This window comes from Rhizobium sp. WYCCWR10014 (assembly GCF_001657485.1).
Classification (GTDB): Bacteria; Pseudomonadota; Alphaproteobacteria; order Rhizobiales; family Rhizobiaceae; genus Rhizobium.
In genome coordinates this window covers 163,037-178,221 of sequence record NZ_LXFU01000025.1, presented here as the reverse complement: position 1 = coordinate 178,221, position 15,185 = coordinate 163,037, and the positions used below count along the sequence as shown (strand labels likewise).

General features: G+C 61.5%; 17 protein-coding genes. 4 read left to right on the top strand and 13 right to left on the bottom strand.

From position 1 onward, the window contains the following. Position 1: 1 nt before the first annotated feature. From truA to A6U98_RS05715, 6 genes are all read right to left on the bottom strand, one after another. Positions 2 to 808: a tRNA pseudouridine(38-40) synthase TruA gene (truA, locus tag A6U98_RS05740; protein ID WP_064648484.1), complete on the bottom strand. Its 807-nt coding sequence runs from the start codon at positions 806 to 808 to the stop codon at positions 2 to 4. Beyond that, on the bottom strand, positions 808 to 1,743 hold the full coding sequence (fmt, locus tag A6U98_RS05735) for a methionyl-tRNA formyltransferase (RefSeq protein ID WP_064648482.1): 936 nt from the start codon (positions 1,741 to 1,743) through the stop codon (positions 808 to 810). The genes truA and fmt overlap by 1 nt, the downstream gene beginning before the upstream one ends. Before the next feature lie 20 nt (positions 1,744 to 1,763). Next, the gene (locus A6U98_RS05730) at positions 1,764 to 2,183 is read right to left on the bottom strand and encodes a type II toxin-antitoxin system VapC family toxin (protein ID WP_064648480.1); all 420 of its coding nucleotides are present in this window, start codon (positions 2,181 to 2,183) and stop codon (positions 1,764 to 1,766) included. After that, positions 2,180 to 2,440, bottom strand: a complete 261-nt coding sequence (locus A6U98_RS05725; RefSeq protein WP_064648478.1) for a hypothetical protein — start codon at positions 2,438 to 2,440, stop codon at positions 2,180 to 2,182. Before A6U98_RS05725 ends, A6U98_RS05730 begins: the two co-directional genes overlap by 4 nt. A 64-nt stretch (positions 2,441 to 2,504) precedes the next feature. After that, on the bottom strand, positions 2,505 to 3,020 hold the full coding sequence (def, locus tag A6U98_RS05720) for a peptide deformylase (RefSeq protein WP_064648709.1): 516 nt from the start codon (positions 3,018 to 3,020) through the stop codon (positions 2,505 to 2,507). A gap of 97 nt (positions 3,021 to 3,117) precedes the next feature. After that, complete coding sequence (locus tag A6U98_RS05715) at positions 3,118 to 4,614, bottom strand: globin-coupled sensor protein (RefSeq protein WP_064648476.1); 1,497 nt, start codon at positions 4,612 to 4,614, stop codon at positions 3,118 to 3,120. Positions 4,615 to 4,820: 206 nt separating this feature from the next. Between A6U98_RS05715 and A6U98_RS05710 the strand changes: the two genes are divergently transcribed. Then, entirely contained in the window at positions 4,821 to 6,047 is a 1,227-nt protein-coding gene (locus A6U98_RS05710; protein WP_064648474.1) for a DNA recombination protein RmuC, read from the top strand. Positions 6,048 to 6,239: 192 nt separating this feature from the next. Continuing rightward, entirely contained in the window at positions 6,240 to 7,139 is a 900-nt protein-coding gene (locus tag A6U98_RS05705) for a ribokinase (RefSeq protein WP_064648473.1), read from the top strand. A 108-nt stretch (positions 7,140 to 7,247) separates the two neighbouring features. Here A6U98_RS05705 and ptsN read toward each other — a convergent pair whose 3' ends face one another. From ptsN to lptC, 7 genes are all read right to left on the bottom strand, one after another. Beyond that, entirely contained in the window at positions 7,248 to 7,712 is a 465-nt protein-coding gene (ptsN, locus tag A6U98_RS05700; protein WP_017995882.1) for a PTS IIA-like nitrogen regulatory protein PtsN, read from the bottom strand. A 70-nt stretch (positions 7,713 to 7,782) separates the two neighbouring features. Beyond that, entirely contained in the window at positions 7,783 to 8,358 is a 576-nt protein-coding gene (gene raiA, locus A6U98_RS05695; protein ID WP_017958734.1) for a ribosome-associated translation inhibitor RaiA, read from the bottom strand. 292 nt (positions 8,359 to 8,650) lie between these two features. After that, positions 8,651 to 9,565, bottom strand: coding sequence for an EamA family transporter (locus A6U98_RS05690; protein ID WP_245304485.1), 915 nt, complete (start codon positions 9,563 to 9,565; stop codon positions 8,651 to 8,653). 138 nt (positions 9,566 to 9,703) lie between these two features. Next, positions 9,704 to 11,263 carry an RNA polymerase factor sigma-54 gene (rpoN, locus tag A6U98_RS05685; RefSeq protein ID WP_064648472.1) on the bottom strand — a complete coding sequence of 520 codons (1,560 nt, stop codon included), beginning with the start codon at positions 11,261 to 11,263 and terminating at the stop codon, positions 9,704 to 9,706. A 173-nt stretch (positions 11,264 to 11,436) separates the two neighbouring features. Beyond that, positions 11,437 to 12,213 carry an LPS export ABC transporter ATP-binding protein gene (gene lptB, locus A6U98_RS05680; protein WP_003556077.1) on the bottom strand — a complete coding sequence of 259 codons (777 nt, stop codon included), beginning with the start codon at positions 12,211 to 12,213 and terminating at the stop codon, positions 11,437 to 11,439. A gap of 40 nt (positions 12,214 to 12,253) precedes the next feature. Further along, positions 12,254 to 12,892, bottom strand: coding sequence for an LptA/OstA family protein (locus A6U98_RS05675; RefSeq protein WP_064648471.1), 639 nt, complete (start codon positions 12,890 to 12,892; stop codon positions 12,254 to 12,256). A gap of 15 nt (positions 12,893 to 12,907) precedes the next feature. Further along, positions 12,908 to 13,573 carry an LPS export ABC transporter periplasmic protein LptC gene (lptC, locus tag A6U98_RS05670; RefSeq protein ID WP_064648469.1) on the bottom strand — a complete coding sequence of 222 codons (666 nt, stop codon included), beginning with the start codon at positions 13,571 to 13,573 and terminating at the stop codon, positions 12,908 to 12,910. A 225-nt stretch (positions 13,574 to 13,798) separates the two neighbouring features. On the opposite strand from lptC, the gene sppA reads away from it, so the two are divergent. Beyond that, positions 13,799 to 14,749, top strand: coding sequence for a signal peptide peptidase SppA (gene sppA / locus A6U98_RS05665; RefSeq protein ID WP_064648705.1), 951 nt, complete (start codon positions 13,799 to 13,801; stop codon positions 14,747 to 14,749). A gap of 29 nt (positions 14,750 to 14,778) precedes the next feature. Further along, the gene (locus tag A6U98_RS05660) at positions 14,779 to 15,078 is read left to right on the top strand and encodes an integration host factor subunit beta (protein WP_003544934.1); all 300 of its coding nucleotides are present in this window, start codon (positions 14,779 to 14,781) and stop codon (positions 15,076 to 15,078) included. Positions 15,079 to 15,185 lie beyond the last annotated feature (107 nt).

Sequence of the window (15,185 nt, the reverse complement as noted above, 5' to 3'; positions counted from 1 at the left end):
CTTACGACAGATCATCATCTGTATCGGTATCGGTGACCGGCCTTCGGCGATCGGGGATCACCTCGGGATAATCCACCTGCATGAAATAGAGCCCATCCGGCGGCGCCACCGGGCCGCAGGCCTTGCGGTCGCGCGCTTCAAGCGCCGCCTCGACATCATCAGGCGTCCATTTGCCCTCGCCGGCGAGCTTCAGCGTGCCGGCGAAGGAGCGGATCTGGTTGTGGAGGAAACTCTGCGCCGTGGCGCGGATCTCGATCAGCTCGCCGTTGCGCGTCACATCCAGCCGGTCGAGCGTGCGGACCGGGCTGTTTGCCTGGCAATGGGCGGCGCGGAAGGTGGAGAAATCGTGCCGGCCGACCAGCCTCTGGGCGGCTGCATGCATGACCTCGTGATCGAGCACCTTCGGCACCCACCAGGCCTTGCCGGCTTCGAGCGCCAGCGGCGCCTTGCGACTGACGATGCGATAGAGGTAATGGCGCCGCAGCGCCGAAAAGCGGGCATCGAAGAATTCGGCAGCCGCCTCGACGTCGAGAATGGAGACGCGCTCGCCGGCAAGCCTCAGATGCGCGTTCAAGGCATTCTGCAGCTGGTAGGGCGACCAGTCCTTCGAAAGATCGGCATGGATCACCTGCCCCATGGCATGGACGCCGGAATCCGTACGTCCGGCGCCGCGCACCGACACCGTCTCGCCGGTCAACGACAGCACCGCGGCCTCGATCGCGCCCTGCACCGAAGGGCCGTTCTCCTGCCGCTGCCAGCCGACATAGGGGCCGCCGTCATATTCGACGGTCATACGGAAACGCGGCATCAGGTGAGCCTCGTGCCCGCCGCAAGCGGCGTGCCCCTGAGGAAATCGGCCGCCGCCAGCGGTTTGCCGCCGGCCTTCTGCAGCCTGATCAGCCGCACCGCGCCCGAGCCGCAGGCGACCACGAGATCATCCGTCAGCAATAACCCGGCCGCACCCTGCCCCTCAGCCAGTTCGGACGCCAGCACTTTCACCCGCTCCGGCTTGCCGCCGATTTCGAGCTCGAACCAGGCCCCCGGAAACGGCGCCAGGCCGCGGATGTGATTGTGCACGTCCTTGGCATCCCTGGAAAAGTCGATGCGCGTCTCGGCCTTGTCGATCTTGGAAGCATAGAGCACGCCGTCTTCAGGCTGCGGCGTCAGCGGCAGGTCGTTCATTTCGAGTTTGACCATGGCTTCCGCCATCGCCTTGGCGCCCACGAGCATCAGCCGGTCGTGCAGCTCGCCAGCCGTCATGTTCGGGCCGATCTCGACCTCGCGGGTGAGTGCCACGGCGCCGGTATCCAGGCCCTTGTTCATCTTCATCACCATCATGCCGGTCTTTGCGTCTCCGGCCATGATCGCCCGCTGGATGGGAGCAGCACCCCGCCAGCGCGGCAGCAACGAGGCATGACCGTTATAGCAGCCATCCCTTGTGCCGTTCAAAATCGCTTCCGGCAGCAACAGCCCGTAGGCAACGACGACGCCGACATCGGCATTCAAGCCACGAAACCTCTCGCGCTCCTCGGGGTCCTTGAAATTGACCGGGGTGAAAACCGGCAGGCCGAGCAGTTCGGCCGCCTGATGCACCGGCGATTTCTGCAGATCGAGCCCGCGCCGCCCGCCCGGCCGCGGCGGCTGCGTATAGACCGCAACGATCCTGTGACCGGCATCGACGAGCAGGCGCAGGGTCGGGACCGAGAACTCCGGGGTTCCCATGAAGATCATGCGAAGAGACATTTTATCTCGCCAATTGAGGATCAACCGTCTTCAAACGGGTTTACGAGCTTGAGATCAAGCCCCTCGAAATCTCGGGTGTTGCGGGTCGCAAGCGTCGCGCCGTTTGCAAGGCAGATGGCGGCAATCATAGCATCCTTCGTTTCCATCGGTCGTCCCGCCTTTCTGCGCTCCGCAGCCAGCAGGCCGTAGCGATGCGCCGCACTCAGGGAAAAACCGAGGATACGGCCTGAAAATTCCGACTCGATCCGATTGAAGTCGGACACCAGCGCTGTCTTTCGCCTGCCATCATCAAGGAGTTCAAGACCGTAACGCATTTCGGCGACGGCAATCGTCGTCAGGAAAAGCGTCTCGACGTCGTAGCCGTCCAGCCAGTTCAATATTCGCTCGCTGTGGGTCCTCCCCTGCATTTCGGAAATCACATTCGTATCGAGGACGATCATGTGTCGAAGTGCGGCGGTTCGCGGTCGCGTTCGTGGCGAGATGCGGCAATGGCCTCCACTTCATCTTCGCTCAATCTTTCGTCACTCATCAGAGAGCGCAGGCGCTGCCCGGCGGAAGCTCCCGAGCGCTCCACGGCAATCTGCCGGCGCATGATTTCGATCGCCTCTTCTGAAAGGCTGCGGCCGTTGCGCTGCGCGCTTTCCTGAAGCTGCCGCTTCATCGCATCCGGAACATCTCGAATAAGTAGGTCACCCATTCGGCACCTCCATCATGATATCGGTGATATCATAGTGCCTTGCCGGTGAATTTTCAACGCAGCGTCAGAGCGCCTTGGACTTCGCCGCCTTGGTGAATTTCTTGATGACCATCTCCCGCTTCAGCCGCGAGATATAATCGATGAAGAGCACACCGTTCAGGTGGTCGATCTCGTGCTGCAGGCAGGTGGCGAGCAGGCCGTCGGCTTCCACGGTCTGTTCCTTGCCGTCGCGGTCGAGATATCTGACCGAGACGACAGCCGGGCGCTCGACCTCGGCATAATAATCCGGAATCGAAAGACAGCCTTCCTCATAGACGGAGCGCTCGTCGGAGGATTTGACGATCTCCGGGTTGATGAAGACCTGCGGCTGCTTTTCCTCGCCCTCGCGCGCGATGTCGATGACGAGCATCCGGCGCGGCACGCCGATCTGGATGGCGGCAAGGCCGATGCCCGGCGCGTCGTACATGGTTTCCAGCATATCGTCGGCAAGACGCTGCAGGTCGGAGTCCACCCGCTCGATCGGCTTTGACAGCTGGCGGAGAACGGGATCGGGAAGAATGATGAGTGGCTTGATGGTCATGGCGTTCCCATAACCCATCTTTTCCGACTATGGAATTATCCGGCAGGCGGGGAATACGCTTTTTTGCATCCCCCCCTGGAATTTCGCCATATTCGCCTTAGGCAGCCCGGCTGGCCGCGCGGGCTGGACGGCCTTCCGGCCGAGCGCTGAAGCGCCGCAGCAGCTCGATCAGGGTCTCCACCTCGTCCTTGAGGCGGCGGGTTTCCGCCGAGGAGTGCTCGACCATGTCCGAATTCTGCTGGGTGATCGCACCCATGTTGCGGACGGCGATGCTGACTTCGTTGACACCGGTCGCCTGATCGCGGGCGGCGGCGGCGATATCGGCGACAAAACGGTTGATGATGTCGATGCGGCTGATCATGTCGTTCAGCGCCTCACCGGTGCTTGAGACGATGCTGACGCCCTGATTGACCTGTGTCGAGCTCTGCGAGATCAAGTTCTTGATCTCCTTGGCCGCTTCCGCGGTGCGCTGGGCGAGCTGGCGGACCTCCTGAGCAACGACGGCAAAACCCTTGCCGGCATCACCGGCACGCGCCGCCTCGACGCCGGCGTTCAGCGCCAGCAGATTGGTCTGGAAGGCGATCTCATCGATGACGCCGATGATCTTGGAGATCCCGGTCGAGGATTTCTCGATGCCGGCCATCGCCGAGACGGCGCTGGTGACAAGTTCGCCGGAGTTCTTCGCCTTCTCTTGCGTCTCGCGCACAGCGTCCGAAGCCTTCTCGGCATTGGCGGCCGTCTGGCCGACGCTGACGGACAGCTGCTGCAGGGCGGCCGAGCTCTCCTCGACGCCTGCCGCCTGCTGGGCAGTGCGCAGCGCCAGATCGTTGGTTGCGTTGGAAATGACGTCGGCGCCGCTCATGATATGGCCAGAAGTCTCGCGCACGGAGGCGAAGGACTGGCTTAGCGCCCTGACGGCGCGGTTGTAGTCCTCGGCCATCTGCCGGAAATTGCCCGGCAGGTCGGAGGGCAGGGTGGCTTCGAGATCGCCGTTCGACAGCGCTTCCAGACCGCGGCGCAGCTGCTCCAGCGCGATCGCCTGATCGGATTCGGCCTCAGCGCGCTGCTCTTCCAAAGCGCGGCGCTTGGCTTCGAGCGTCTCAAGATAGACCGAGATGGAATAATCCATGTCGAGCATGCCTGATTTGATGACCGCCGACAGCTTCTCTGCCAATGCCTTGCCCTCTCGGCGCGCGAAGATCGACGGCCACTGCTTCTCCATGATGCCCTTGACGAGTTCGGACATGACGATGGCGTAGCCGCCAATATACCAGCGCGGCTCCAGCCCGATGCGGGCGTGCGTCCGGCCGACCGCGGTCACGCCGTTGACATAGCTCTCGTCGAACGCGCCGCCGGCGAGATTGGCCCAATGGTCCTGCTGGCGCTTCTTGGCATGGCCGACATGGTTCTTATCGGCGAAGAAGCCTGCGACAGCCGGGGTCTTGGCGATCTTGGCGTAGAATTTGTCGAGGGCGCCGCCGATCAGCTCCGATATGACAGGACGCAGATCCCGCATCGACTTGCGCGCTGCCTCATCCAGTTCGATGAAATCGAGGCGCTGCCTGAGGGCACTGTCGGTCTGCTGGGCGGTCATGGAGATCTCTGTACTTGGCGCGACGCGCGCGGGAAGGAATTTCTGCGCCGCAGGTTTTGGCCAATATGGTTGAGCAATCGTTAAATCAGACGACGATTTCTTCTCCCCGAGCGAGGAAGAGCGATAGCTTGGAAAGATAGTGAGGGCGGCTCATTCCGTTCACGTTTTGATCTATATATCACCATTTCTTCTGTTATGCTTGCGACATGACCATCCATTCCGAATCGCTCGCCCTTGCCCTTGCCTCGATCAGCCCGGCCATGCTGGCGCTTATCGGCGGCGTTCTCGCCGCCCTCGCCCTGCTGGTGATCTTGCTTCTGCTGCGCGGCGCCAGCCTTCGCCGCGAGCAGGCCGAGGAAGCGAGCTTTCGTGCTGAGGAAAACGAAGCGCGGATGGCCGAGCTTTTGAAGATCCAGTCGGAGATGCAGGGCCGCATCGCTGTCATGACCGAAGTCTTCGGCGCGCGGCAGAGCGAACTCAACCAGACGATCAGCCAGCGCCTCGACGGCATGTCGCAGCGCGTCAGCTCGACGATCACCGAGCAGACGAAATCGACGCATGAGAACCTGCAGCGGCTGCAGGAGCGGCTGGCGGTCATCGATGCCGCGCAGAACAATATCCAGACGCTCGCCAAGGATGTCGTCGGGCTGCAGGCCATTCTGTCCAACAAGCAGACGCGCGGCGCCTTCGGCCAGTCCAGAATGGAAACGATCGTCGCCGACGGTCTGCCGATGGGCGCCTACGCCTTCCAGCAGACGCTGTCCAACGGGTCGCGGCCCGACTGCACGATCCGCATGCCGAACGGCGCGCCGCCGCTGGTGATCGACGCGAAATTTCCACTCGAAGCCTGGAACGCGATCCGCGACGCCGGCAGCCCCGAAGCCGGCAAGATCGCCGGCCAGCAGTTCCGCCGCGACATGGAGGTCCATATAAGGGACATTTCCGAGAAATATCTGATCCAGGGCGAAACCCAGGATACGGCCTTTCTCTTCGTGCCGTCCGAATCGATCTTCGCCGAGATCCACGAGCACTTCGAGCCGGTGGTGCAGAAGGCCCACCGCGCGCGCATCGTCATCGTCTCGCCATCGCTGCTGATGCTGTCGATCCAGGTCATCCAGGCCGTGCTCAAGGACCAGCGCATGCGGGCGCAGGCGCATCTGATCCAGGGCGAAGTGGCGATCCTGATGGACGACCTCAGCCGCCTCGATGAGCGGGTGCGCAAGCTGCAGGGCCATTTCGCCATGGCGCAGAAGGACATCGACATGGTGGTCACGTCAGCCGACAAGCTCACCAGGCGCGGCGCCAAGATCGAAGCGCTGGAATTCGAGACAGGCGGCGGCGATCCCAAGCCCGCCCGCGACAGCGAACCCCCTGCCAAATCGGTCGAAAGCCGCACCGGTCTTCTGAAGCTCCGGGTGGTTGACGAGGAGTGACCGCTTCGGGCAGTGTCGCGCCCACATGAACAGCAGGAGCATGATTTCATTTGCGGGCTCTAGAACAGGATGACTTTAGGCCGGGTCGGCCTAAAATCTGAATCCTGTTCTACATTATATAGTTAGAGCATGATGTCGTCCGAAAACCGCTCACACTTTTCGGCATCATGCTCTAGAAGACGGGACACATTCATGATCACAGTTTTCGGGTCCATCAACATGGATCTTATCGCCACGACCGAGCGCCTGCCGAAGCCCGGCGAGACGGTGGCCGGCAACGGCTTTGCTACGGCCGCCGGCGGCAAGGGCGCCAACCAGGCGCTGGCAGCGCGCCGCGCCGGCCGCTACGTGCACATGGCCGGCGCCGTCGGCAAGGATGCTTTCGCTGCGGAGGCGCTGGCACTGCTCGATGATGCAGGTACCGACCTTTCTCTGATCAAACATGTCGACGGTCCCACAGGCACGGCGCTGATCCTTGTCGGCGGCGACGGCGAGAACATGATTGCCGTCGTTCCCGGCGCCAATGGCCAGGTCACGCCTGCCGATGCCGAGACGGCGATCGGCCGCATGGACGAAGGCGATATCCTGATGCTGCAGCTGGAAGTGCCGGCTGCCGCCGTCGAAGGCGCGCTGTCGGCGGCCCGCGCCAAGGGCGTCACCAGCATCCTCAACCTTGCGCCGCTGATCCCCGATGCGCCGCGTCTCGGCCGGCTCGCCGATATCGTCATTGCCAACGAGACCGAGTTCGAGCGGCTCGCCGGGCAGGAGGGCATGGACGCGCAAGCGCGCGAGGCAGCCCTTGCGCGTCTGCATGCGGAGACGGGCCAGACGCTGATCGTGACGCTCGGCGCCGACGGGGTCATCGCCATTCGCGACGGGGCGATTTCAAGGGCGCAGGGTCTCAAGATCGAACCTGTCGATACGGTCGGCGCGGGAGACACTTTCTGCGGCTATTTCGCCGCCAGCCTCGACGACGGTCTCGATTTTGTCTCGGCGCTGCGCCGTGCGGCAGTCGCCGGCTCGCTCGCCTGCCTCAAGGCCGGGGCGCAACCATCGATCCCCTTGAGCGAGGAAGTCGCAGACAGGATATAGGAGAGCTGGCAAGAGTCTTGATCGTTCAGCGCATCATAATGCGAAAGGCGCCTGAGAGATCAGGCGCCTTTTTGTATTCGAGAACCGATGCGTTATCGCACGACATGCTCAGGCAGCGTTCGACGTCTGCTCTTCATTGAGGAAGGCGTAGATCGCCGAGGCGGAATCGGTGGCGCGCAGCTTGGCGACCAGATCGTGATCGCGCAGCACGCGGGCGATACGCGACAGAGCCTTGAGATGATCAGCGCCGGCGCCCTCCGGCGCAAGCAGCAGGAACACGAGATCGACAGGCTGGTCGTCCAGCGCCTCGAAATCGACCGGCTGCTCCAGCCGGGCGAAGATGCCGACGATCGAATGGATGTTTCCCAGCTTGCCGTGGGGAATGGCGATGCCGTTGCCGACTCCGGTCGAGCCCAGGCGTTCGCGCTGCAGGATGACGTCGAAGATCTCCCGTTCGGAAAGCCCGGTGATCCTGGAGGCTCTTGCAGCCAATTCCTGAAGCAACTGTTTCTTGGAATTTACTCTGAGGGCGGGAATGATCGCATCCTGATGGAGCAAATCTGCCAATGCCATTTCTTTTTCCTTCTGTCGCCGGGATCAAATGCAAGGAGCGGCGGCAATACCGCCGCTCACCACCCTGATCTCAGCCTTTGATACTGGCTGAATCGATCCAGCCAATATTTCCGTCGTGCCGACGGTAAACGATGTTCAGATGTTCCTTGCCGGGGCTGCGGAACAGGAGAAGCGGCTCGTCGGTCATGTCGAGCGCCATCACTGCGGTGGCGACCGACATGGTCTTCAGCTGCTTCGTGCTTTCTGCGACGATCGCCGGAGCGAAATCGTCGGCGATTTCATCATCGTGATCAGGAACGGAATCCATAACCGTGTAGGAGACCTCTGCAAAACCATTCAGATGGTTTCCGGCGTGATGGTCCTTCAGCTTGCGCTTGTAACGCCGCAGCCGTTTTTCGATCCGCTGGGAGGCGGCGTCGAAAGCCAACTGCGGGTCGGTCGCCTCGCCGGCCGCATGCAGCACCACGCCGCTGTCGAGATGCAGCTTGCAATCCGCCGAGTAACGAGAACTCGCCTTTTCCACGGTCACCTGGCCGGAATATCCCCCGTCGAAGTATTTCGTGATGGCCATACCAATTTGGTCCTCGATCTTTTGACGGAAGGATTCACCAATTTCCATATGTTTCCCGGATACACGCACACTCATGGAGTTTCCCTTCTTATGGTCGTTTGCGGGTATCAGTTTACGCCAAGCCTCAGGTTCATCCAAGCACTTCGCACAATCTCAAGCAAGATCGGCTTAGGCCTGCGGGTCCTTGGTGCCCTTCTGATGCTGGGGATAACTCCAGATGCCGTCCACGGCATCGATTGCGGCGGGCTTCTAGCCATAGGTTACCGAAAAGTCAATAGGGCGACGAATCACCACAAGCGGCACTCGGGCAGCGTGTGCCGGACACCTTGCTGGGCAAGGCATGCCGCCGATCCCCACCCGATCCACTTTACGCATTTCGCGCTTGCGTTGCGCCCGTCCTTGCGGGGATCGTCATGGCGGCGACACCTGCGATGACGCAGACGAGTCCGATCCAGGCCGTCGAGCTCAGCCTTTCGCCGAGGAAGACGATGCCGATCACAACGCCGATCGGCACTCTGAGATAGGCTTGCGCGGTGGTCCCGACCGAGCCCAGCGTCTGGACGAGACGGAAATAGATCACAAAAGCGAGCGCCGTCGAAAAGGCGGAGAGGGCCAGCAGCGCCAGCATCGATGCCGCCGAAGGATCGAGCTCCCACGGCCGATCGACGACGAGACTCATCGGCAAGAGAATGACCGCGCCCGAGATCAGCGAGCCGGCCGCCGGCACTGCGGGATCGAGCCCCTTGAAGTTCTTGCTGAAAATCGCGGCACCTGCATAGCAGATGGTCGCCAGGATGATGGCAAGCTGCGCAATCAGGTTTTCACCGAGACCACTGAGCGCTTCGACGCCGATGACGAGGCAGATTCCGGCAAGCCCGGCCATGACGCCGAAAAGCCTTCGCAGCGTCACCTGCTCATGGCGGGTGATCAGCACGGCCAGCAGGAAGGTGAAGATCGGCGTTGCCGAATTCAGGATCACCGCCAATCCAGCATCGACGGACTGTTCCGCCCAGGCGATCAGCGTGAAGGGAACGACGCTGTTCAGACAGGCCTGAACGAAAAACCGCTGCCAGGTGGCACGATCGCGCGGCAGACGGACACGCCGGTGGCGCAGGACGGCCAGCAGAATGCCACCGGCAATCAGCGTGCGGGCGGCGATCAACGTTATCGGCGGGATCGTCTCGACGCCGATCTTGATGAAGCTATAGGAGGAACCCCAAAGGGTCGCCAGCACCAGCAGCAGGAAAAGCTCCCTGGCAAGGTTGGAATTTTGCGCCGTCATGGTCGGTATTTCGATTTTCGTTGAAGACAATTCAAAGGGTTGCGGCGCCGTTGCGCGTCAGGAAAGACGCAGGGCGCTGGAGAGGAATAGCGGGATTTGCGGGCCGGATGCTTCGATCGAGGTCGAAGCATTGCTGCGTCAGAAGCCCGCGACCTTGGCGAGCGCCCGCTTCTCGCGGCGGCGCTGGACCGAAGAGGCGATGTTCATTGCCTCCCTGTATTTCGCAACGGTGCGGCGGGCGAGATCGACGCCGCCCTTCTTCAGCATGTCGACGATATCGTCATCGGAAAGCACCGCCTCCGGGCTCTCCTGCAGGATCAGCGCGCGGATCTTGTGACGCACGGCCTCGGCCGAGTGGCTGTCGCCGCCGGCAACGGCGCTGATCGAGACGGTGAAGAAATATTTGAGTTCGAAGAGGCCGCGCGGCGTCAGCATATATTTGTTCGACGTGACGCGGCTGACGGTGGATTCATGCATCTTGATCGCCTCGGCGACCGTTTTCAGGTTCAGCGGGCGCAGGTGATCGACGCCGTGCAGCAGGAAGGCATCCTGCTGGCGGACGATTTCGCTTGCCACCTTCATGATGGTTTTTGCCCGCTGGTCGAGGCTGCGGGTCAGCCAGTTGGCGCTCTGCAGGCAATCGGAGAGGAAGGCGTGGTCCTCGCCGTTCTTCGTCACACGGGAAAAATAGGACTGGTTGACCAGCACGCGCGGCAGCGTATCCGGATTGAGCTCGACCAGCCAGCTGCCGTCCGAGGCGGGCCTGACGACTACATCCGGCGTGATCGCTTCGGAAACGCCCGCTTCGAAGCCGCTGCCGGGCTTCGGATTGAGCTGGCGGATCTCGCCGAGCATGTCGAGAAGATCTTCCTCGTCGACGCCGCAGAGCCGCTTCAAGGTGGCGAAATCGCGCCGGGCCAGCAGTTCGAGGTTTTCGACCAGGGCCTGCATGGCCGGGTCGTATCGGTCCTTCTGCCTGAGCTGGATCGCCAGGCATTCGGCGAGGCTGCGGGCGAAAACACCTGGCGGATCAAGGCTCTGGAGGGTGGCAAGCACACGCTCGGCCTGTGCGAGGCTCGTGCCCAGCCTCTCGCCCGCCTCGACGATATCGGCCTGCAGATAACCGCAGTCGTCGAGCTGGTCGACGAAATTCTGCGCGATCAGCCGGTCGGCCATGTCAGGCAAGACGAAGGGGATCTGCTGGGCGAGATGATCGCGCAGCGACACCTGACCGGCCACGAAATCGTCGAGATCGTAGTCGGCGCCCTCACCGCTGCCCGGCATCGACTTCCACTGGCTGACGAGTTCCGGCGCATCGAGGCGCTGCGGGGCACCGTCATCAGGAAAGACATTGGTGTAATTGGCGTCGAGTTCGTCGTTCAGCCGGCTTGTGCTGGCGCTGCCGCCATTGTCATACCAGTCGCTGGAGAGCGCCTCGGTGCGGTTGTCGTAGCCATCGTCCGAGCCGGCATCCTCCGGCTGATGAGCATACTCTCCATCTTCGGCATCGCCGCGTTCGCCGCCCGCCTCGCCGTCATTCGACGGAAATTCCAGCAGCGGGTTCTTCTCCACTTCCAGGGCGATGAACTGGTTGAGTTCGAAATGAGTCATCTGCAGCAACTGGATGGATTGCATCAGTTGCGGTGTCATCACCAGGGACTGGGTCTGGCGCAGGAAAAGATTGGCGGACAGTGCCATGACGGACGCGAAACTCCCCTCGATTCCTCCGGGAAACCGCGTCCGATCAAGGCTTCAGGCCACGGAAATCCAAGTTGGCCCAAAAATTGCTTTTTTATTGTATTTGGTCAAGCGGAACTATGACGGCACGGTGAATTTCTGCCGATCCCGCCTAAAATCATCCGGATCCGGCGTCAGAGGCTGAAATTGTCGCCGAGGTAGAGCCGGCGCACTTCCGGATTGTTGACGATGTCGTTCGCCCGGCCATGGGTCAGCACCTCACCGGCATGGATGATGTAGGCGCGGTCGATCAGACCCAGCGTCTCGCGCACATTGTGGTCGGTGATGAGAACGCCGATGCCGCGCGCCGTCAGGTGGTGAACGAGATTCTGGATGTCGGCGACCGAGATCGGGTCGACGCCGGCAAAGGGTTCGTCGAGCAGCATGAAGGTCGGATCGGTCGCAAGCGCACGCGCGATTTCAAGGCGGCGGCGCTCACCGCCGGACAGGGCGACGGCAGCGCTCTTGCGCAGCTTCTGTATATGGAATTCCTCCAGCAGCTCGTTCAGCTTCTGCTCGCGTTCGGCCTTGTCCTTCACATGCACTTCGAGGACGGCGCGGATATTCTCTTCCACCGTCAGGCCGCGGAAGATCGAAGCTTCCTGCGGCAGGTAACCGACGCCGAGGCGCGAGCGGCGGTACATCGGCATGGTCGTGACATCGTTGCCGTCGATCTCGATCGTGCCCTCATCGACCGGCACCAGGCCGGTGATCATGTAAAAACAGGTGGTCTTGCCGGCGCCGTTCGGGCCGAGCAGGCCGACGGCCTCGCCACGGCGCACCACCAGCGAGACGCCGTTGACGACGCGCCGCGTCGCATAGGTCTTCGTCAGACCCCGTGCGATCAGCGTTCCCTGATAGCGACTCTTGTCGGCGGCGCCCGCAGCTTGTGGCCCGGGCTTGCCGAACATGGTGGATAGCGATGATAATTTCACGTGGGAGGCCGGCTTCTCAGTTCTGCTTCTGCTGCTGCGCATTCGGCTGCGATTTCGGATCGAGCTGAATCTGGACACGCCCGCCGCAGCTTTCAAGCTGCGCCTGACCGGTCTGCATGTGAACCGTCAATTTGCAGCCGGTAAAAACGTTCGGCCCGTCCGACAGAATAACTTTATTCCCCTGATCCGCCGTGAGGATGAATGTCTGCGAGGCCATGTCGAAATTGCCGTCATCGGCGGTCGCCGTCTGTGTGCCCGAGGTCAGGAAGACCTTGTCCGTCACCAGGATCTTGTCGATATCGGCACTTCCCGATGCAAGCGAGGCCGACTGCTGCGGCTGTGCTGCGGGCTGCGCGCCGTCAGCGGCCGGCTTTGCCGCCTTGTCCTTGTAATAGACGGTCATCTTGCCGGACTGCATCGTCGTCGTCCCCTGGACGACCTTGACGTTGCCGGTGAAGAGCGCGGTGTGTTCCTGGTCGTGGATCTCCAGCTTGTCGCTTTCGATCTGGATCGGCTGGTCGTTAGACAGCTTCATGCCCGGCATCGTCGCCGTCGCCTGCGCGCCGGCGCCCGTGGCCGTCAGAATAAGGGCAAATGCGCCGGCAATGAATGCCATGCCTGTCTTGCAAGTGGAAATGCGACAATCTTTTGTCATGGATGACCCGGCTGGTTAAGTGCCCTGTTTATGGATGGCGGATGGATCGACATTCATGCGAACATTCCCCTCGAATGTGATCACCCGCCCCTTATCGGTTATCTGAAGCGTCTTCGCAACAATGGAGGCATTGTCCTTGGTGATGGTGACGGGGTCGTCGCTCCGCATGTTTCCGCCCTTGATGTCGAGCTGCGCGGACTGGAAATTCGCATTGAGGCCGCTGCTCAGCACCAGGGTGAAGGGGGCCGTCATATGCAGGTTGTCGGTGGCGCGGTTGTAATCGGCGGTCGAGGCGACGACGCGGGCGATCAGGCCGTCATTCATCGGCACGGCGGCCTTGATGGTCTCAAGCGTGATGAGATCGGGATTGCGGATATCCTGCAGCGCCCTTTCGGCCAGCATCGAATAATTGATGCCGTCGGAATTGCGACCTGATATCGCCGGCTTTTCCATCACGACCTTGCCGTTCTCGATCTTGGCGCCTTCCATCTTGATATTCTCGGGCAGATAGATGCTGACCAACGCCACCGCGGTAAGGCTCGCTGCGACGATGAGGGCCGCCACCGGCAGCAATATCTTCAACCGCCGCACGCGGGCGGAATGGAACAACGCATCGCCATAGGCATTCCTGCCGGACCCTGAATAGGCGGCATGTCCGTTGTTCTTCAGGGTATCGAGCATAGGCCTCGTCCATGTGCGGTGATCGCCGCGCCTTCATAACAAAGCCGGCCGCCAATCACAGTTCGTTTCGCATTATTACATTGGCTTGCCAATATGGAATTTTTTCTGCAACAAGCAACAAAACGGAAAAACATTGAAAAGTGGCATTCGTACGGGCCGCTGCCACCCTATTTTACCGGATCGATCGGCGGCATGCCGAAGCCGGTGCCAGCGCTGGAGGTTTCTATGGACAGTTCGATCATCGCGGATCGCCGGCGACTGCGCCGCAAGCTGGGCTTCTGGCGCCTCATCGCGGTGGCCCTCATCGTGGCACTGGGTTTCGCCTTCTACCGCTTCGCCCTCGGCGATGCCGGGACGCAGCGCCCGCATATCGCCCATGTGACGATATCCGGGCTGATCGTCGACGACGACGAGCTTCTGGAGCGGCTGAAGAAGGTCGAGACCAGCGACCAGGTGAAGGCAGCGGTGATTTCGATCTCCTCGCCCGGCGGCACGACCTATGGCGGCGAAAAAATCTTCAAGGCGATCCGTGCGATATCAGCCAAGAAGCCTGTCGTCTCCGACGTGCGCACGCTTGCCGCCTCCGCCGGCTACATGATCGCCACCGCCGGCGATACGATCATTGCCGGCGACAGCTCGATCACCGGTTCGATCGGCGTCATCTTCCAGTATCCGCAGATCCAGCCGCTGCTCGACAAGATCGGCGTCTCGCTGCAGGAGATCAAGTCCTCGCCGCTGAAGGCCGAGCCCTCGCCCTTCCACGAGGCGAGCGAAGACGCCAAGGCGATGATCCGCAACATGGTGGTCGACAGCTATAACTGGTTCGTCGACCTGGTCGCCGACCGGCGCAAGCTGCCGCGCGACGAGGTGCTGAAACTGGCCGACGGCACGATCTATACCGGCCGCCAGGCGCTGAAGGTGAAACTCGTCGATGCGATCGGCGGCGAGGCCGAGATTCGCGCCTATCTGACATCGCGCGGCGTCGACAGCGATCTGCCGATGGTCGACTGGGACAAGAAGAGCAATACGCCCTTTTTGCTCGCTGGGGCTGTTTCCCGGTTGATTACGATCTTCGGTTATGATGATCTCATGAAAACCCAGGATATCAATGGAATCCTGCCCCCAAAGTTGCTTCTTGACGGGCTGCTTTCAGTTTGGCAGGTTGGCCACGATTGATAAGAAATCAATAATTTAAGGGGGCGAAAGTGATCAAGTCCGAATTGGTGCAGATTGTTGCGGCACGCAACCCGCATCTCTATCATCGCGACGTCGAGAATATCGTCAACGCGGTTCTCGACGAGATCACGGATGCACTGGCTGCGGGTAACCGAGTCGAATTGCGCGGCTTTGGAGCCTTTTCGGTCAAGAACCGCCCTTCGCGCTCCGGCCGCAACCCGCGGACCGGTGATACCGTCTTCGTCGAGGAGAAGTGGGTTCCCTTCTTCAAGACCGGCAAGGAGCTGCGCGAGCGGCTTAATCCCGGCCAGGCCGACGAAGAGGATTGAGCTGTCGCTGCCTGCGGCGAAACCGCACTTGAACTCGAGGGCCGTTTTCCTATTCTGGTAACGCATCGTGCTTTCCGCGTCTTACAAAGACGCGCGGCGCTTCAAGC